This is a genomic window from Paenibacillus lentus (assembly GCF_003931855.1).
Classification (GTDB): Bacteria; Bacillota; Bacilli; order Paenibacillales; family Paenibacillaceae; genus Fontibacillus; species Fontibacillus lentus.
In genome coordinates this window covers 4155766-4173753 of sequence record NZ_CP034248.1, presented here as the reverse complement: position 1 = coordinate 4173753, position 17988 = coordinate 4155766, and the positions used below count along the sequence as shown (strand labels likewise).

Below are 17988 nucleotides of genomic sequence, written 5' to 3'. Positions count from 1 at the left end.
CAGTTTATCCTTGTGAAGTGAAGCCACGCTTAGAAAAGAATTCCAAGGGCGACTTATTCAATACAGTCTCAATACAGTTGCTTTATCGCTTCGGGATCAAAAGGAATCCAGTCGTCAATTCTACCTTCGCGGAGTTTACTGGCCCAAGCAGGGTCAGCTAATAATCCCCTCCCTACGGCTACCAGGTCGAATTCTTCGTGTTCAAGTCTTTCGATTAGTTCGTCGACTCGACTAAGACTGGCCCCTTTTCCTTCAGTAAAGAAACTCGTCACATCGCGATCCAAACCAATCGAGCCTACGGTGATTGTTGGTTTTCCCGTCAGTTTTTTTGTCCAGCCAGCAAGGTTGAGCTGGGAGCTTTCGAATTCAGGTTCCCAGAATCGGCGAGTGGAGCAGTGGAATATGTCAACACCTGCGTCAACTAATGGGGCCAAGAAGCTTTCCAACTCATTTGGCGTCTTCACTAATTTGGCTGTGTAATCCGTTCCCTTCCATTGCGAGAAGCGCAGCACGATGGGAAACTCTGGTCCGACAGTAAGACGACAAGCTGAGATGACCTCAGTCGCAAACCGGGTACGTCCTACGAAGTCCCCTCCGTATCGATCCGTGCGTTGATTTGTTTCCTTCCAGAAAAATTGGTCGATTAAATAACCGTGTGCGCCGTGAAGTTCGATACCGTCAAATCCTAAACGCTTCGCTTCAAATGCTGCTTGAGAGAAGGCTTGGATTATTACTTCAATATCCGATACGGAGTAATCATTGACATGGCCTCGAGCACCCATATGCCATATCTGAGGTACAATCTTCCCGTCTGCGTTATGTACTTCAGTGACTACGTTTGCCCAACCGTCCAAGGCATCTGCGCCAAAAAAGTGCGGCACGTTGCTTTGATTGGATGCGTCAGGATGATTTATCACTGTACCTTCGGTAATGATAAGCCCTACAGCGTTTTCAGCCCTGCGACGATAATAAGCAGCCACGTCCGGGCCCGGAGTCCCACCGGGAGAAAATTGTCTTGTCATCGGAGCCATCACAATGCGATTCGATAAGATTGTATCCCCGAAGGAAAATGGTTTAAACAATGACTGAACGGATTGAGCAGAACCCATAAACATTACCTCCAAATAGATATAAATGAATACCTTTGATTTGAGAACTTATCACTCTATTGAGCATGTAGTCACAAGCTTTACCAACAAGTATTTCTCCAGCTGCAATTGAAGAATTATTGTAAAATATACCAATTAATAAAATGTTAGTCAATAAACCCCGGAAGTCAGGAGGATTCTTTATAAAAATGTTTTTGCTAATAGTGTCCCTTTTACTGTTGCTTAAGTGTTTATACAGTAGATAGAGAGGAGGAGCTGCTTACATGGAGTTTGTGGAAAAATGCGTCATGGAAGTCAAAGCGGGCGAAATCAATCAGTATGTACATATCGTCGAAGCCTTCCAGGCTCCGATGTTCCGCTATTGCAGCCGAATGCTTTCAAACCGGCAAGAAGCGGAGGATGCGGTGCAGGACATTCTGGTCAAAGCGTTCGAAAAAATAGAGCTATTTGAACCGAACGGCAGCTTTTCATCTTGGTTATATAAGATCGCCCACCACCATTGTTTGAATTTGCTTCGCAAACGCAGTGTCCAACGTAAATTTCAGAGTTGGTTCCGTCAGGACGCTGTTACCGAAAGCGCGGAGCAAACGATGATGAGCCAATTATTCGGAGAGCCGCTCGCGTCCGCCATAACATCTTTAAGCGCGGAGGAGCGAAGTCTACTGATATTACGGGCGCTTGAAGAAAAATCATTTGCTGAAATTGGAGAAATTTCAGGGAAAAGCATGGAAGCGGTCAAGAAGAAATACGGCCGGTTGAAGCTGAAGCTGCAGAGACTGATGGAGCAGAAGGGGGGAGCGGAGTATGCGAAAGGCCAAAATCACACTTCATGATGATACGATAAAGGAATTTGTCATCCAGGATGAGCCGGGAATCATCGATGTACGGCTGAGCGTTATGAACCGGGTCAGGGAAATTCATGAACAAAATAGCGGTAAAAAAATTTCCCGACAACGCACCAGTGCTATTGTCGCGATCATCTGCTTCATTCTTGTACTATCCTCCTTAACAGGCTATGCGGCAACGCGATTTGTGCAAATTAAGAACCCCAAGGGCGAAGTGATCGTTGAAACGAAGGAAATCAGGGAAGATGCTTATACTCCCCATGCCAAGACTTATTACGAAATGAGGTCTGCCTACAAGGAGCATGTCTTAGCACTGCTTCAGCCGGGTGAACTCGTTGCTTACTATGTCGATGACGATATGCTGAATGCTTATGACACAGGAAATATGGTTCAAACCGTATATAAGCCGATCGAGCATAGCCGTTACGAGAAATTTGCGAAGCAACTAGAAGCGACGAATGGGCCATTATTTGTGGAACCTAAGTATTTGCCTAAAGGGCTCTCATTTGAATCGGGAAGGGTATTCCCAAGTGTGATGGAAGGAGAGGCCAGCCTAGAGAATCTGAAAAAGCTGGAGCCGGAGTTTATCCGTACGGCCGAGTCCTCCGCCAGTGACTCTAAATTGTTCCTCAAACCGTTGTCCTGGAATATAGCGGGCAGTGCAAATGCGAGGTATGCCAATGGAGAGGACATGATCAATATCAATGCTTATGTACGAAAAAAGGGCACATCTTCGGTAACAACGATGCATCCTGAAGATGTGATCGTCGAGAAACTGACGGTAGGCGGGCAAGAGATGGTTTATATGGAGGCAGAGGCGGCGGATGAGGCTGACTACTACAAGCACAAATTGGAATGGCTGGATGAGGAGGCTGAGGTCTTTTATTCCGTTTACGATAACCCGGGGACTACTCTATCCAAGTCTGAATTTATTCGTATCGTCGAGAGCATGGTGAAATAACTTCGTGCAGGAGTGTCCCTTTTCTGTAAGATCAGGCGTTATACAAGTAAACCAAACATAGTGCCTATTGGCCGAAAGGAGATTTATTCATGAATCTTACGACAAAAACGATGATCGCCACTGCAAGCATCCTGCTTGCGCTAAGCTCAGCAAGCGTAATTACTGCCGAAGCTGCTGCCAAACCGGTGAAAAAGCCTGCGACACAGGCAGCTTCGAGCAAAAACAATCTTGAGCGGCAGAAAAAAGAGGCGGAAGCAATATACAGAAAAGTTGATGAGCAAGGCGGTTTAAGGGTCATGTATGACGGAGTTAACAATATACTAAATTATACGTACCGCTCCATAACGAGTTTAGATCACGAAGAATATACACAGCTGTCCATCAAACATAAAGCGCCGGATTTACAGCAGCCGGAATGGCTTCCGGAAGGATATGTTTTTCAGTCGGGGGAAATCATACCTCCATGCTTCCATTTTCTTAGTGAAGGGTATCAAATTTTGTTAGATGAACTCAAAGCGGAAGCAAAAGGGAAAAAATATTACGCTAAAAAAGTAAATTGGAGCGAAGCGGGGGAAACGGCCATTGTCTACGCGAAAGGGAACGACATCATTCGGATCAGTGCCAAAAGAATTCAGCCGCTGATTACAGAGAGCACCCGGGTACCAGGTAAGGGCGAGAAATTTGAAAAGGTGAGTATAGACGGGATCGAAGCGATCTATTCTACGGGTTCAAATGCTGTCTACTCGACCAAGCTAATCTGGGAGGATGCGGAGAACCAACTAGAATACGAGATTGCTACCTATAGGAAAAGTCCTTTAACGAAAGAAGATCTCGTCACGATTGCTGAAAGTATAATTCAGGAATAGCGCGGAGAGATCGGCTTCACGCCTGTTCCAAGTCCGATCCAAGAGTCTGCCCAGGGCAGGCTCTTTTTTTTCTTATCATCCCCCTGTAGTATTGCTTCGCTTACGAATTTATGTCTGCTGCATTACTCCTTAATGTTTATCCTTCCTGAACGCGTTTCACTATTTACCTCAAAGGATCCGTTATCCTTAAGTCCTTCAGTCGATTTGTTGCTGTCTTGCTGCTCGTCCCCGCAGCGATATAAGGTTACGCGGCGTCAGTTTCAAGTAGTTTTTGAAAAAGGCTTGAAAGTGACGTTACGTCATTTTGTATAATGTACCTGACCGTTATGCAGTATGTATCAACATTGCTTCAATTAAAATGCTCATGTCTTGGCAGATGGAAAACCGCTGGGATGAAGGAGAGAGTGATGTGAACAAAGGGGATATTATAATTTATGCGTGCGTCATTATAGGAGCAGGAATCGGATTGATTTTTCATCAAGCGTTTCCTGGCGTCTTGGTCGGTTTAGGCGTAGGGTATCTGATCAAGCAGGCTTTGTATAAGGATAAAGAAGAATAAACGGATGGTGGGGAGGTGTCTGAGATTGATTCCGATTCAAAAGGTGGCAAAACAGACCGGAGTTACGGTAAGGACACTGCGTTACTATGACCAGATTGGATTACTGGCAGCTTCGTCCAAAACGGAAGGAGGACATCGGCTTTATACAGATAATGATTTGCGCAAGCTTCAACAGATCCAGTTTTTTAAAGGGGTCGGGTACAGTCTGAAGGATATAAAAGAAATGCTTGCCGACCCCAAGTGGAATTGGTCAACCAGCTTGAAGGCCCAATTGGCTTATATCATGGAGGAGCAGTCAAGGCTTAAAGTAATCGAGCAGGGCCTGCGTGAACTAATTAGCGGGCTTGTTGTGGAGGGAGGAGAGGATGCACTTGCGATTCAGAAGTTCATTCAATTATCTAGTCAGGATAAGAGAAGGCGACATATTTTTAAAGAGAGCCTGTTTAACGATAAAGAATTGGAGCTCTTGCAGAAGGTTCCGAGTATGAGTGGAGATGATCCCGACTCTTTGGAATGGATAGCGTTGTTAGGTCAACTTAAGCAGCATATGAAGCAGGGCGTATCGTCCCCCAAAGTGCAGCAGATCATCCGACGTATGCTTGAAAAACAGGAGGAGAATTTTTCGGGTGAGGATGAGTTTATTCAAAAATTATGGGACGCAAGGATGTCACCCACTCAATCGGAAGAGCTTGGACTTTATCCGATCGACCGGGATGTACTCGAATTTATGGAGCAAGCCTATGAATACCATATATCATTGCTGACAGAAGGGTTGGCTCCTCAACATGATCAGGGAGAGGAAGAAGTGTGAGCATAGAGCTGCTGCTTTCGATAGGTGGACTGGCCTTACTGGATACATTGAGCCCCGCTACTATAGGAGTTACGGTATATTTGCTGTTAACGGAAACCAAACACCTAGCTTCAAGGCTGCTGATTTATTTGCTGACGGTCGCCGGATTTTATTTTTCGGTAGGAGTTATGCTGATGCTGGGGATGGGGGTACTGCTGGAATCGGTGGCTTCTCTTTTCCAGAGCAGGGTAGTGAGCTGGGTCATCTTCATCATTGGGGTAGGCTTGTTTATAGCCAGTTTTTATACTCCGCAAAAAGGTGAAAGGGAATTGCCCCGTCCGAAGTCCAAAAGCCGATTTTCGATGGTTGCATTGGGCTTTACAACAGCATTAGTTGAGGTGGGGACGGCGTTTCCTTATTTTGCTGCCATTGGTCTGATGACGACGGCTGATTTGATTCCTTATCAGTGGCTGCCTGTGATGGCTGGATATAATTTCATTATGGTTTTGCCTCCGTTGATTCTATATCTGCTGTATTTGTTATTTGGGCGAATGATGCACAGGCCGTTGGAACAGCTTCAGATGAGAATCGCCAAGTCATCCGGTTCAGCCCTGTCCTGGGTGCTGTGTATCGTGGGACTTATTCTTATTTATAATAGCTTGGATTATTTATAGTGGGCCCTTTTCACTTTATTTTTAGCACTAAACAGGCCTAAATTTTATAAATGGCTTTACGTTCGGGCAGTTATTTGGTAATATAATCGCAATATTTAAATGCGATGATGAGAAGAGTAGATAAATGAAATCTTTTACAGAGAGCTCCGTTCGCTGAAAAGGAGCAAAGCATTTCTTTATTGAAAAAAGACTCTGAGCAGCACATCGGAATGATATTGGTCAGGATGGTGTGCCAGGAGCTCCTGTTACAGAGCTAGAGTATAAGCGTGCAAAATGGCATGCTGTACTTGAAGAGGTTAATATGGCGACATATTAACGAAGTTGGGGTGGTACCGCGGGCATACATATCTCGCCCCCAAGACGGATCAGAAGTCTTGGGGGTGGGATTTTTTTATTCAAAAAGACAAATAGGCGAGGTTCGTTCGAGGTTCAGGCAAATAAACTTGTAGAAAGGAAAGGATAAAAGATGGGTGAAAAATTAAAAGTAGGCATTATTGGCGGTACGGGAATGGTCGGTCAGCGTTTTGTGCAGTTATTGGATGGGCACCCTTGGTTTACAGTAACGGCGATTGCAGCTAGCGCGAACTCTGCCGGGAAAACATATGAGGAATCCGTACAGGGCAGATGGAAGCTGTCTACGCCAATACCAGATGGAGTGAAGAATATCGTTGTTCAGGATGCAGCGAAAGTAGAAGAGGTGACGTCTGAAGTTGATTTTGTTTTTTGTGCGGTCGATATGAAAAAAGCTGAAATTCAGGCTTTGGAAGAGGCTTATGCAAAAACGGGAACCCCGGTCATTTCCAACAACTCGGCTCATCGCTGGACGCCGGATGTACCGATGGTCATTCCTGAAGTGAATCCGCAGCATCTCGAGGTCATTGCTGCTCAGCGCAAACGGCTCGGAACGGAGACCGGGTTTATCGCCGTTAAACCCAATTGCTCCATTCAGAGTTATGTTCCAGCTTTGCATGCTCTATTGGATTTTGAACCGACAACGGTGGTCGCGTCGACGTATCAGGCCATTTCCGGAGCGGGCAAAAATTTCAATGATTGGCCAGAAATGCTGGACAACGTTATTCCTTATATTGGTGGGGAAGAGGAAAAGAGCGAGCAGGAGCCGCTGCGCATCTGGGGCCGTGTTGAGGATGGCCAGGTTATTAAGGCAAGCGCGCCTCTGATTACGACGCAATGTATCCGCGTCCCTGTAACGGACGGACATTTGGCGACTGTATTTGTATCTTTTAAGAAGAAACCTTCCAAAGAGGAAATCATTGCTCGTTGGCAGCAATTTAGAGGAAGAGCGCAGGAGCTTGATCTGCCAAGCGCACCGAAGCAGTTTATTACCTACTTTGAAGAAGAAAACAGACCACAGAGCGGGCTCGACCGTGACATCGAGCGGGGCATGGGCGTCTCGACGGGTAGATTGCGCGAAGATTCGCTCTACGACTATAAATTTGTAGGCTTATCCCACAATACGTTGCGCGGAGCGGCCGGGGGCGCTGTACTGATCGCAGAGCTGCTTAAAGCAGAAGGCTATATTCAGCCGAAATAGGTGTAACGCTCCCTGGGTGATTGGGAATAGAACTGCAGAGGCGTGGGGTAACCTGAAAATGTGGGATGCTCTGACGATGCAGGAGTTCCCGTGAGCGGATTTTCTGGCGATGTAGGAGCTCCTCTGAGCGTAGCACTCTCTGGAGGTGTAGGGGTTTCTTGAAAGTGTAGAAGCTCTAAATGCAGGGGTTCAGAAAATGTAAATATACCTGATAAATGGATCCGTTGTATTTAAAATCTACGTTCAATTGCTGAATGTACAAATAGCTGGATTTCATGTCCTTAAACTAAGGCTTCAAGGCTAACATAGCTGAAAACCAAGTTTTAGATACATGAAATCCAGCTTTTTTTGCGATTACTGTCTTTAAGGTAGAATAGATACTAGAAATACATCTAAATTACACATTGACCTCAAACAAAAGGAAGTTGTAGCATGCCAAAGTATATTGTGATAGGTGCGGGGATAGTAGGTGCTTCTACGGCATATCAATTGGCCAACAACGGAGCAGAAGTCATCATTGTTGACCGAAGGGACAAAGGACAGGCAACAGATGCTGCGGCTGGGATCATTTGCCCTTGGCTTTCGCAGAGACGCAATCAAGCCTGGTACAGACTGGCCAGGGAAGGGGCCAGCTTTTATCCCGCATTGATTGAGGAGCTGGAAAAGGACGGGGAAACCGAAACTGGATACGCGCGAGTTGGAGCACTTCGTATCCATCGGGAAACGGACAAGCTTATTGAGCTGGAAAAGCGCGCCAATCAGCGCAAGCAGGATGCCCCGGAGATGGGCGACATTACGCTGCTCACTCCGTGTGAGGTGAAGCGATTGTTTCCTCCGCTTGCCGATGATTACGCCGCGCTGCATGTTGCCGGGGCTGCCCGCGTCGATGGACGCGCTCTTCGAGAGGCGTTGCTTCGCGCTGCGATTCGAAAAGGCGCAACGCTTCTGGATGGAGAAGCAGATCTGTGCCATGACGGCGATAAGGTTACAGGCGTAAGGGTACGGAATGAAATGATTTTTGCCGATGCAGTTATCGTTTGTACTGGCGCATGGATCAATCCGGTGGTTGCACCGTTAGGCGTGGATTTCAGAGCGACATTCCAAAAAGCACAGATCGTCCATCTGGCCTTGCCGGGTATGGATACGGGCAGTTGGCCTGTTATCATACCGCCAGGTGACCAGTATATCCTGTCTTTTGACCGCAGTCGAATTGTGATTGGTGCAACCCATGAAAATGATCCGCAAGGTTACGATACCCGTGTTACGGCAGGAGGCCTGCACGAGGTGATCAGTAAGGCATTAGCGTATGCGCCGGGACTAGCCAGCGGTAGTTTTTTGGAGGCAAGGGTCGGTTTTCGCCCGTTTACCCCAGGCTTTCTTCCGGTGATCGGTGCTTTACCGGGCTGGAAAGGCATCTTTGTTGCCAATGGTTTGGGGTCATCGGGGCTAACCATGGGTCCTTATATCGGCTGTCAACTGGCCAAGCTGGTTCTTGGGATGAATCTCGATATTGCCTTGGACGATTACAAGGTGGAAGGAGCGATAGGGCCATAACCTGTAAAAGAGGAGTTGTGAAATTTATTGCACACTTCTTTACATGGATTCACAAAAGGCGATGTGCGTGATAAACTATCGCTATGTCTCGTTAAAGCGTCGAGGCGTTGCATAAATATAACATGCTGTCCGGAGGAATAATCATGAAAACAATCATACTCAAGTGGAACAAGATAAGTCTCGTAAAACGAATTTTCGCGGGAATTATACTTGGGGTTATTTTGGCGTTAGTTGTTCCTAAAGCAACAGGCATTGCTATTTTCGGATCATTGTTTGTGTCCGCGCTTAAGGCAGTCGCCCCCATATTAGTTTTGTTTCTCGTCATGTCCACCATATCCAATCATAAAAAAGGGATTCAGACGAACATGAAGAAAATTATCGTTCTGTATGGCATTGGCACGTTTCTGGCGGGGTTTGTAGCCGTCGGAGCTAGCTTTATCTTTCCGGTTAGCCTTTCGCTAGTTACGGAGACCGCTGAAATGACTTCACCTGAAAGCATTGTTGAAGTGTTGAAGAACCTGCTGTTTCAGGTTGTGGACAATCCAGCCAATGCCTTGCTAAGCGCTAATTATATCGGTATTCTCGCCTGGGCGATTCTGCTTGGGCTTGCTTTAAAAGGGGTTAATGATACTACGAAGAATTTAATCACTCATTTCTCGGACGCCATATCCAAAATTGTCACTTGGGTCATTCAATTTGCGCCGTTCGGAATTATGGGGCTTGTATTCGAGACGATTACAACTAATGGGCTTATCTCACTGCTCGATTACGGAAAGTTACTTTTCGTCCTGATCGGATGTATGCTATTTATAGCCCTTGTCGTTAATCCATTGATCGTATTCCTGAACACTCGTGAAAATCCTTACCCTCTTGTATTTAGCTGTTTGAGGGAAAGCGGGATAACGGCATTTTTCACACGCAGTTCCGCGGCCAACATTCCGATTAATATGAGACTGTGCGAAAAATTAAAGCTGAATCCGGACACCTATTCGGTCTCCATTCCATTAGGCGCTACGATCAATATGGCAGGTGCGGCGGTTACGATTTCCGTCTTAACCCTTGCGGCCGTTCATACGCTCGGCATTCAAGTTGATTTCGGCACAGCGCTGATTCTCAGTGTCCTATCCGCTATAGCTGCGACGGGAGCTTCGGGCGTTCCCGGTGGATCTCTGCTACTGATTCCGCTAGCATGCAGCTTGTTCGGCATATCAAATGATATCGCCATGCAGGTCGTCGGCGTAGGCTTCATTATCGGGGTTTTGCAGGATTCTTTCGAAACGGCACTGAATTCATCCTCAGACGTATTATTTACGGCGACTGCCGAATATGCTAAACAACGCAAAGAAGACAAGAGAGCAATTGTGAGCACTTAAATTCAGAAGCAGGTGGCCATGGGGCCCCTGCTTTTTTTTGGCGGAAGAATAGAGAAAGTCAAAAGAAATTTTACAATCGTTATTTCTGTTGTGGCCAAATCCGGCGTTTTATACTTAATGAAGTCCAATAATTGGTCTGCACCTCTGGTAAATGTGAATCTAAGCGTTGTTTGAACGCCAAAATCACGGATGCGGACAGAGAGATACTCTCTCTTTAAAGTGATAGCAGATCCGTCTAACTTACAGGAGGACTCCAAGATCCTTCCGTCGGAATAGGATCCAATGTGTTACCAAATTCCAGCCGGCACCCATTTGCCTTAAGGCTGTGGAGGGGGAAATCGATGGAATTGGTGGTTATCCTTGTCCTTTTTCGCGTCTACGTTTTCAATAAGCAAAGATTCTTTTTTTAAGAGGTCATGATAAACTAAATTTATATATTGAACACAAAAATGGAGGGCAAATATGGAGTTAAGGGTACTTCGGTATTTTCTTACAGTTGCACGTGTAGAAAGTATTACTCATGCGGCTAATATATTACATGTAACACAGCCCACGTTAAGCAGACAACTGGCGGATTTAGAAAAAGAGTTAGGAACTCAACTACTTATACGCGGAAAAAGAAAGATATCATTAACGGATGCCGGTATGCTTTTGCGTCAGAGAGCAGAAGAAATCCTTACCATTGTGGATAAGACGGAGAAAGAATTTAAAGATCAGAAAAACTTAGTAGCAGGAACAATATTTATAGGCAGTGTAGAATCACTGACTTCGCAAGTGTTAGCTAAATTGTTAAAAGCATTTTACGTTGAATATCCACAGGTCAGCTATCATATTTTTAGCGGAACAGGGGATGATATAAAGGAAAGAATAGATAAAGGATTGCTTGAGGTAGGAATTCTACTAGAACCTATAAATTTTGAAAAATACGATTTTATCAGATTGCCACAAAAGGAACGATGGGGAATTCTTACAAAGGCATCTGCTCCTCTAGCAAAAAAAGAAAATGTGACTCCCCAGGATCTTGTTGGGGTGCCCTTAATCATTTCTAGCCGGCCTGTAGTTCAACATGAAATAGCTAATTGGTTTGCTGATGAATATGTTAATTTGCATATTGTAGCTACTTATAATTTGATTTCCAATATAGTTAATCTTGTAGAAAATGGTATGGGAACTGCAATATGTATTGAAGGTGCTCTTGGGATAAGGGATTCAGATCAACTTTGTTTCAGACCATTTTATCCTGAACTCAATTTCGGAACTATAATTGTTTGGAAAAAACATAAGATCTTGAGCCAAACCTCTGCTCGCTTTATACAATTTATTAGAGATGCCTTGCAGGCATAATAAAGTATGAATTATAGGTATTGGATATAGTTATTTATGTGGTGATAGTATAAAGGTGTCAACGAGAATGAACCTTTGAATTATCGCTGATAAATAACTTTTTTATTTTGTAAGAAAATTATTAAAGTATTTATTCTATGGAGGTGCACAAGGTATAAGGGGGAAGCGACTATTTATTTTTATTAAGCGCTTTCGAAAGCTTCAATATTTGTATTGTTATCTTTTATTTTTCCCAGCAGAATGTCTAGACTAATCAAGAGGGGAGTCATTTATTGTATGAGCAGAAAATATGACAAATTAGCTCAGGAAATTGTTGATAAAATTGGTGGCAGTGAAAATGTATCTACACTAACCCATTGTATGACCAGACTTAGATTTGCACTGAACGATAATAAGAAGGCCGATCAGCAAGCGATTAAAGCTTTAGATGGTGTTATTGATGCGATCCAAAGTGGTGGACAGTTTCAGGTTGTTATCGGAACACATGTTGAAGAGGTGTACACAGAGGTTATCAAGCATCTAAACCCTATAAACCATTCAAATGGGAGTTCTTCAGATGATAGAAAAGTAGGAGTATTCGGCAAATTAATCGATTTCATTTCCGGTACATTCAGTCCAATCGTACCAGCTATTGCTGGTGCAGGAATGATTAAGGCACTTTTGGCGATCCTTCTATTATTCAATTTGGTGTCCAGAGAGTCGCAAACCTACTATGTAGTTAATTTCATGTCCGACGCTATCTTCTATTTTTTACCGTTTTTATTGGCATTCTCAGCAGCTAACAAATTAAAATGTAGCCCCGTACTTGCGTTGGTAACTGCCGGGATTTTGCTCCATCCGAACCTGATTGCATTACGATCAGCCGGCGAAGATGTAAGCGTTTTCGGAATTCCGTTGACACTTGTCTCTTATAGTTCATCTGTTGTTCCCATTTTATTAAGTATTTGGGCGCAATCTTACATTGAATCATTCTTTAAAAAAATCATACCAAACGCTGTAAAAATCATCTTTGTTCCTATGTTTACAATTTTAGTTATGGGTATTATTTCTTTAACTGCATTAGGACCGCTAGGATCATTTTTCGGAACTTATTTAGCCATGGGATTTGACTTTTTAGGGTCTCAGGGAGCTTGGTTAATCATTTTCATTATTGCAACTTTTTGGCCATTACTAGTTATGTTTGGTCTACACCATAATATTGTTCCATTATCATTAGCTCAAATAACTACTTTAGGATATGAGAATATTTTAGGTCCTGGAGCAATTATATCTAATATTTCTCAAGGTGCTGCAGCTTTAGTTGTAGGCTGGAGAACGAAAGATTCATCATTTAAGCAAATCTCGACCTCCAGTGGTATAACCGGATTAATGGGGATTACAGAGGCAGCTCTTTATGGGGTTAATTTACCTAAAAAATACCCTCTTATTGCTGCAATGATTGGTAGCGCATTTGGTGGTCTTTACGCTGGATTAATGGGAGTCTCACGTTATGCGACTGGTGCATCAGGTATTCCAGCTATTCCACTATATATCGGAGAAAACATTTGGAATCTCTATAACATCCTGATTGCACTAGGAATTTCAGCTATCGTAACTGCAGTGCTTACCTATCTCTTAAGTCTGAAATTCGAAAAAGAGTTGCCTCAGCAAAATCATAGTAGCGATGCAGACAAAATAACTACAAATAACGAAGAGATTGCAATTGAAGATATTGTCATTACAAGTCCAATCCAAGGGAAGATGATTCCGCTAAAGGATGTAGAAGATACAGCCTTTGCCTCCGAAGCAATGGGGAAGGGAATTGCCATTGAACCAAGTGAAGGAAAAGTGATTGCTCCTTTTGATGGCAAAGTGGTTTCATTATTTCCTAAAAAACATGCATTAGGTTTACTATCCGATGATGGTGCTGAAATACTCATCCATGTTGGATTGAATACAGTGAAACTAAATGGGAAATATTTTGAAGCTCACGTTGAAGAAGGGCAAAGAGTGGCCAAAGGACAGACATTGCTGGTGTTTGACCTGGAGAACATAAAACAAGAGGGTTATGTAACTCAAACGCCTGTCATTGTTGCCAATACGCATAAATATTCTGACATCATACCAAATCATAATATTCAACAAGTTGATTTTAATAATGAGTTGCTAGTTTTAAAAGCATAACAATATTTAATTAAAGGAGAATGTTTCTGTGGCATTAAGAAAAGATTTCCTCTGGGGAGGAGCAACTGCTGCAAACCAATGTGAAGGGGGATATTTGGAAGGGAATAAGGGATTATCTACAGTTGATGTTATTCCAGCGGGAAGGGATCGCGTTTCTGTAATGAAAGGCAAAATGAAAATGCTGGAATGCAATGATCAGTATTTTTATCCAAGTCATGAAGCAATTGATTTTTACCATCGTTATAAAGAAGACATTTCTTTATTTGCTGAAATGGGTTTTAAATGCTACCGCCTTTCTATTGCATGGACACGAATCTTCCCTAATGGTGATGATGCGGTACCAAATGAAGAGGGCTTGAAATTCTACGAAAATGTTTTTGATGAATGTTTAAAATATGGTATAGAACCTCTGGTAACAATCACTCATTTTGATGTGCCATTGCATTTAGTAAAGACAATTGGTTCCTGGAGAAGCCGTAAAATGATTGATTATTATGAAAGACTCTGTGAAACCATCTTTACTCGTTATAAAGATAAAGTAAAGTATTGGCTGACTTTTAATGAGATCAATATGTTATTGCATCTGCCATTTGGGAGTTCCGGTTTAGTGTTTGAAAAAGGTGAAAATGAAGAAGCAGTGAAGTATCAGGCCGCCCATTACCAATTAGTCGCAAGTGCAAAAGCAACTGAAATTGCCCGTAAGATAAATCCCGAATTTAAGATTGGATGCATGTTAGCGGGTGCCAGCACTTATCCTTATACATGTGCTCCCGAAGACGTATGGAAAGCAATGGAAAGGGATCGGGAACATTACTTCTTTGTTGATGTGCAATCCCGCGGAGAATATCCAAATTATGCGAAAAAAATGTTTGAAAGAATGAATATTAAGTTGAAAATGGAGGACGGCGATGAAGAACTTTTAAAGAAGAATACTGTTGACTTTGTTTCATTTAGTTACTATGGTTCTCGCTTAACAAGCGCTGACCCCGAGGTGAATACACAAACCGCCGCTAATCTGTTTCCAACATTGCGAAATCCATATTTAAAAACAAGCGAATGGGGATGGCAGATAGATCCCCTTGGGTTAAGGATTACATTGAACGCATTATATGACCGCTATCAAAAACCGCTCTTTATTGTTGAAAATGGTTTGGGAGCTGTAGATACGCCTGATGAAAATGGACATATCGAAGATGATTATAGAATCGAGTATCTTCGTGAACATATCGTCGCCTTTAAAGCGGCCGTAGAAGAAGATGGCGTAGATTTGTTAGGCTATACTACCTGGGGCTGCATTGATTTAGTAAGCTCTAGTTCTGGACAAATGAGTAAAAGATACGGTTTCATTTATGTGGATAAAGATGACGATGGGAATGGCACAATGAAGCGTAGTAAGAAAAAATCTTTTTATTGGTATAAAAAGGTAATTAGCAGCAATGGAGAAGATTTAGAATAATCGAAAGGAGAGCTTTAAATGTCAAATTCAAAAGAGCAAACCGCTGCTCAGAATGCTATCGGCAACTTTGCGCCTAAACTAGTTGAACTTACTGATAGCGTTCTGTTTGGAGATGTTTGGGAACGTAAAGAACTTTCTCCACGTGATCGAAGCTTAATCACTGTAGCTAGCTTAGTTACTGGGGGAAATACGGAGCAACTGAATTTTCACTTAAACTATGCAATACAAAATGGTCTCACGGAAGAGGAGTTAATTGAAACTATTACTCATCTGGCTTTTTATGCTGGCTGGCCGAAAGCAATGTCTGCCATTACAGTTGCAAAAGAAATATTTTCGAAAGATTTGTAATGCTTATTTCCCCGTATTCCACGCTTACGCCGGAGATGACTGTAGAGAAGCTTGGAGCTTCGGGAGGCATCCGCATCGCAGTCTTCTGAGTGACCATCATAAGGAGATGAGGTTCCCCTGGATAGGCGCTGGAATGCACCAAATTGCAATTAAGGCGGATGCTGACCTTAGATTAGTTGCCTGGGGGTTACATATTGAATGACAATAGCGCACGTCCCAAGTTACGGGGCGTACGCTATTTTTCGATTCACTTACACGCTTGCATGCCATTCCTACAGTAATGCATTCTCGTTAAGTCGAATCCGATTTTGACCATGGGGCTATGAATTCAGGGTATTAACGATGTTGTGGTAACAAGATTAGGAGAGCTACGGATAAATAAACATATTGCATATAAGTTTACTTGGTATTATAGTAATGGTATAAGGTCTAGACCATAAATATTCGGAGTGATGAATTGTCATGTCTACTGATTTTCCCCTCCATTTTGAAAAGGTATCGACGAAAAAGGTCAGTGAATTTATTAGAGAGCAGTTGGAAGAAGCGATTATTCTTAAGGAGCTTATGAGCGGGGAACAGCTTCCATCTGAGCGAGAACTAGCGGAAATTTTCAATGCCAGTCGAATCACGGTGCGTGAGGCGCTTGCTGAATTGGAGAGTAAGGGGCTGATTCAGAAGCGGGTTGGGGCAAAGGGAGGGACTTTTATTCAGCCAGTGACGGCTAATTCCCATAAACGGACGGCAGAGGAGATTAAACGGGATTGGGAACAGATGCTGATGGTGTTTGAGTACCGGAAGATTATTGAACCGGAGGGAGCTTTTCTGGCCGCTGAACGAATCACCGCAGGTGAGCTTGAGCTGCTTCAAAACTACCTGGATCAGAGCCTGGAACCGGAATGTACACGCGAATGGTTTCGGGCACTGGATGTCAAATTCCATCTTGCGATTGCCAAAGCTTCGGGAAATCCCTACTTGGAGTCCGCGGTGCGGCATATTCGGACGAAGATTAACCCAGCTCTCGATCTAATGCCCTATAACGAGGAAGTCCGGAAGATCAACTACGAAGTGCATACAGAAATTCTGACAGCGCTGAAGGCCCATGACAGCATCAAGTCGCGCGAAGTGATGAGACGTCACACCGGGTTCTCCGCAGAGGCTATTTATGAAAGAGTGGTTGCGGCGGATTAGGAAGGAGAATGCAGGATTTATGGACATTAAAGAACTTTTAGACTTGGCAAAGCCGCTTCAGCAACAGCTTACCGAATGGCGGAGAGATTTTCACCGTCACCCTGAAACAGGGTATGAGGAATTCCGAACGGCAGAAATCGTAGCTAGGCATTTGGAGAGTCTGGGGCTAGAGGTGACAAGAAATATAGGACAAACCGGAGTGGTGGGGCTGCTTAAAGGCCATGCGCCGGGACCGACGATTGGTTTACGGGCGGATATGGATGCTCTGCCGATCCAAGACCAGAAGACATCGGACTATTGCTCGCGAATCCCAGGCAAAGCTCATTTATGCGGTCATGATGCCCATACGGCCATGTTGATGGGAGCAGCTCAATTGCTGTCAAGTCTTGGGCGTCCCAAAGCAGGTAACATCAAATTTATATTTCAGCCTGCGGAAGAAGGCTTGGCAGGCGCGAGAGCAATGATCGAGGACGGTGTCCTGGAAAATCCGGTGGTCGATGCGATGGCAGGTCTGCACATTTATCCCGGGCTGAAGACAGGCGAGCTTGGCGTAACCAAGGGGGCGGCTTTTGCTTCGGCCGATGCCCTTAAGATTAAGGTACTCGGTAGAGGCGGGCATGCTGCGCGCCCTCATGAAGGGATCGACGCCATTGCTGTATCCGCGCAAATTATTACCGCGCTGCAGAACATTACAAGCCGCATGGTTGATCCGCTCGAACCGGCCGTCATTACGATCGGCAAAATTTCCGGCGGTTATATGGGAACGGCGCTGGCGCCCGAGGTAGAGCTGACGGGAACCGTTCGTACCTTATCCCCAGAGGTAAGAAAGCAGCTGCCTGGGCTGATTGAGCAAGTGGTCAGCGGGATTTGCACCTCCTTCGGGGCTGGGTATGAAATCGAGCATGGGGAAGGGTATCCTCTTGTTATCAATGATCCAGCGATGGTTGACTTTATGACAGAGGTTAGCGAGCAATTATACGGCACCAAGACATGGCGTTATTTAAAGCCCTCCACGGGAGGAGAGGATTTCGCATTTTATTCCGGCCGCGTTCCCGGCGTGTTTTTCCGGCTTGGATCGGATTGTGGCGAGGAGCGGACGCAGTATCCACTGCACCACCCCTTATTCGATCTGGATGAAGCAGCAATGCCTTACGGCGTAAGCATGCTATCAGCTATTGCTATTGAATTTTTAAATAGAAATTAATC

16 protein-coding genes and 1 other annotated feature are annotated in these 17988 nt (G+C 44.3%); of the genes, 15 read left to right on the top strand and 1 reads right to left on the bottom strand.

Annotated elements, in window-relative coordinates; translation table 11 throughout:
* Positions 1-68: 68 nt before the first annotated feature.
* On the bottom strand, positions 69-1109 hold the full coding sequence (locus tag EIM92_RS18850; protein WP_125084138.1) for an NADH:flavin oxidoreductase: 1041 nt from the start codon (positions 1107-1109) through the stop codon (positions 69-71).
* A 263-nt stretch (positions 1110-1372) separates the two neighbouring features.
* On the opposite strand from EIM92_RS18850, the gene EIM92_RS18845 reads away from it, so the two are divergent.
* The 15 genes from EIM92_RS18845 to EIM92_RS18770 all read left to right on the top strand — a co-directional run bounded on the left by EIM92_RS18845 (position 1373) and on the right by EIM92_RS18770 (position 17986).
* Complete coding sequence (locus tag EIM92_RS18845; protein WP_125084137.1) at positions 1373-1942, top strand: RNA polymerase sigma factor; 570 nt, start codon at positions 1373-1375, stop codon at positions 1940-1942.
* Positions 1914-2915: a DUF4367 domain-containing protein gene (locus EIM92_RS18840; protein WP_125084136.1), complete on the top strand. Its 1002-nt coding sequence runs from the start codon at positions 1914-1916 to the stop codon at positions 2913-2915. The genes EIM92_RS18845 and EIM92_RS18840 overlap by 29 nt, the downstream gene beginning before the upstream one ends.
* Before the next feature lie 89 nt (positions 2916-3004).
* Positions 3005-3781, top strand: coding sequence for a DUF4367 domain-containing protein (locus EIM92_RS18835; protein ID WP_125084135.1), 777 nt, complete (start codon positions 3005-3007; stop codon positions 3779-3781).
* Between the two features lie 304 nt (positions 3782-4085).
* A complete protein-coding gene (locus EIM92_RS18830; RefSeq protein ID WP_164514983.1) occupies positions 4086-4340 on the top strand; it encodes a hypothetical protein in 255 nt (84 codons plus the stop codon).
* 25 nt (positions 4341-4365) lie between these two features.
* On the top strand, positions 4366-5151 hold the full coding sequence (locus tag EIM92_RS18825; RefSeq protein ID WP_125084133.1) for a MerR family transcriptional regulator: 786 nt from the start codon (positions 4366-4368) through the stop codon (positions 5149-5151).
* The gene (locus tag EIM92_RS18820; RefSeq protein ID WP_125084132.1) at positions 5148-5804 is read left to right on the top strand and encodes a GAP family protein; all 657 of its coding nucleotides are present in this window, start codon (positions 5148-5150) and stop codon (positions 5802-5804) included. Before EIM92_RS18825 ends, EIM92_RS18820 begins: the two co-directional genes overlap by 4 nt.
* A gap of 95 nt (positions 5805-5899) precedes the next feature.
* Positions 5900-6164, top strand: a binding site (T-box leader).
* 106 nt (positions 6165-6270) lie between these two features.
* On the top strand, positions 6271-7356 hold the full coding sequence (asd, locus tag EIM92_RS18815; protein ID WP_125084131.1) for an aspartate-semialdehyde dehydrogenase: 1086 nt from the start codon (positions 6271-6273) through the stop codon (positions 7354-7356).
* Between the two features lie 432 nt (positions 7357-7788).
* Positions 7789-8910, top strand: a complete 1122-nt coding sequence (locus EIM92_RS18810; RefSeq protein ID WP_125084130.1) for an NAD(P)/FAD-dependent oxidoreductase — start codon at positions 7789-7791, stop codon at positions 8908-8910.
* A 143-nt stretch (positions 8911-9053) separates the two neighbouring features.
* Positions 9054-10283 (top strand): serine/threonine transporter SstT, encoded by a 1230-nt coding sequence (gene sstT, locus EIM92_RS18805; protein WP_125084129.1) that lies wholly within the window; start codon positions 9054-9056, stop codon positions 10281-10283.
* A 462-nt stretch (positions 10284-10745) separates the two neighbouring features.
* Positions 10746-11627 (top strand): LysR family transcriptional regulator, encoded by an 882-nt coding sequence (locus EIM92_RS18795; RefSeq protein WP_125084128.1) that lies wholly within the window; start codon positions 10746-10748, stop codon positions 11625-11627.
* A gap of 276 nt (positions 11628-11903) precedes the next feature.
* A complete protein-coding gene (locus EIM92_RS18790) occupies positions 11904-13790 on the top strand; it encodes a beta-glucoside-specific PTS transporter subunit IIABC (protein WP_125084127.1) in 1887 nt (628 codons plus the stop codon).
* 28 nt (positions 13791-13818) lie between these two features.
* On the top strand, positions 13819-15246 hold the full coding sequence (locus EIM92_RS18785; RefSeq protein WP_125084126.1) for a 6-phospho-beta-glucosidase: 1428 nt from the start codon (positions 13819-13821) through the stop codon (positions 15244-15246).
* 18 nt (positions 15247-15264) lie between these two features.
* A complete protein-coding gene (locus EIM92_RS18780) occupies positions 15265-15594 on the top strand; it encodes a carboxymuconolactone decarboxylase family protein (protein ID WP_125084125.1) in 330 nt (109 codons plus the stop codon).
* A 462-nt stretch (positions 15595-16056) separates the two neighbouring features.
* Positions 16057-16782 carry a FadR/GntR family transcriptional regulator gene (locus EIM92_RS18775; protein WP_125084124.1) on the top strand — a complete coding sequence of 242 codons (726 nt, stop codon included), beginning with the start codon at positions 16057-16059 and terminating at the stop codon, positions 16780-16782.
* On the top strand, positions 16757-17986 hold the full coding sequence (locus EIM92_RS18770; protein ID WP_425464166.1) for a M20 metallopeptidase family protein: 1230 nt from the start codon (positions 16757-16759) through the stop codon (positions 17984-17986). The genes EIM92_RS18775 and EIM92_RS18770 overlap by 26 nt, the downstream gene beginning before the upstream one ends.
* Positions 17987-17988: the final 2 nt, after the last annotated feature.

Coding starts and splice junctions, on each gene's coding strand:
- EIM92_RS18850 (WP_125084138.1), bottom strand. CDS start 1,109: ATGGGTTCTGCTCAATCCGTTCAGTCATTGTTTAAACCATTTTCCTTC.
- EIM92_RS18845 (WP_125084137.1), top strand. CDS start 1,373: ATGGAGTTTGTGGAAAAATGCGTCATGGAAGTCAAAGCGGGCGAAATC.
- EIM92_RS18840 (WP_125084136.1), top strand. CDS start 1,914: ATGCGAAAGGCCAAAATCACACTTCATGATGATACGATAAAGGAATTT.
- EIM92_RS18835 (WP_125084135.1), top strand. CDS start 3,005: ATGAATCTTACGACAAAAACGATGATCGCCACTGCAAGCATCCTGCTT.
- asd (WP_125084131.1), top strand. CDS start 6,271: ATGGGTGAAAAATTAAAAGTAGGCATTATTGGCGGTACGGGAATGGTC.
- EIM92_RS18810 (WP_125084130.1), top strand. CDS start 7,789: ATGCCAAAGTATATTGTGATAGGTGCGGGGATAGTAGGTGCTTCTACG.
- sstT (WP_125084129.1), top strand. CDS start 9,054: ATGAAAACAATCATACTCAAGTGGAACAAGATAAGTCTCGTAAAACGA.
- EIM92_RS18795 (WP_125084128.1), top strand. CDS start 10,746: ATGGAGTTAAGGGTACTTCGGTATTTTCTTACAGTTGCACGTGTAGAA.
- EIM92_RS18790 (WP_125084127.1), top strand. CDS start 11,904: ATGAGCAGAAAATATGACAAATTAGCTCAGGAAATTGTTGATAAAATT.
- EIM92_RS18780 (WP_125084125.1), top strand. CDS start 15,265: ATGTCAAATTCAAAAGAGCAAACCGCTGCTCAGAATGCTATCGGCAAC.
- EIM92_RS18775 (WP_125084124.1), top strand. CDS start 16,057: ATGTCTACTGATTTTCCCCTCCATTTTGAAAAGGTATCGACGAAAAAG.
- EIM92_RS18770 (WP_425464166.1), top strand. CDS start 16,757: ATGAAAGAGTGGTTGCGGCGGATTAGGAAGGAGAATGCAGGATTTATG.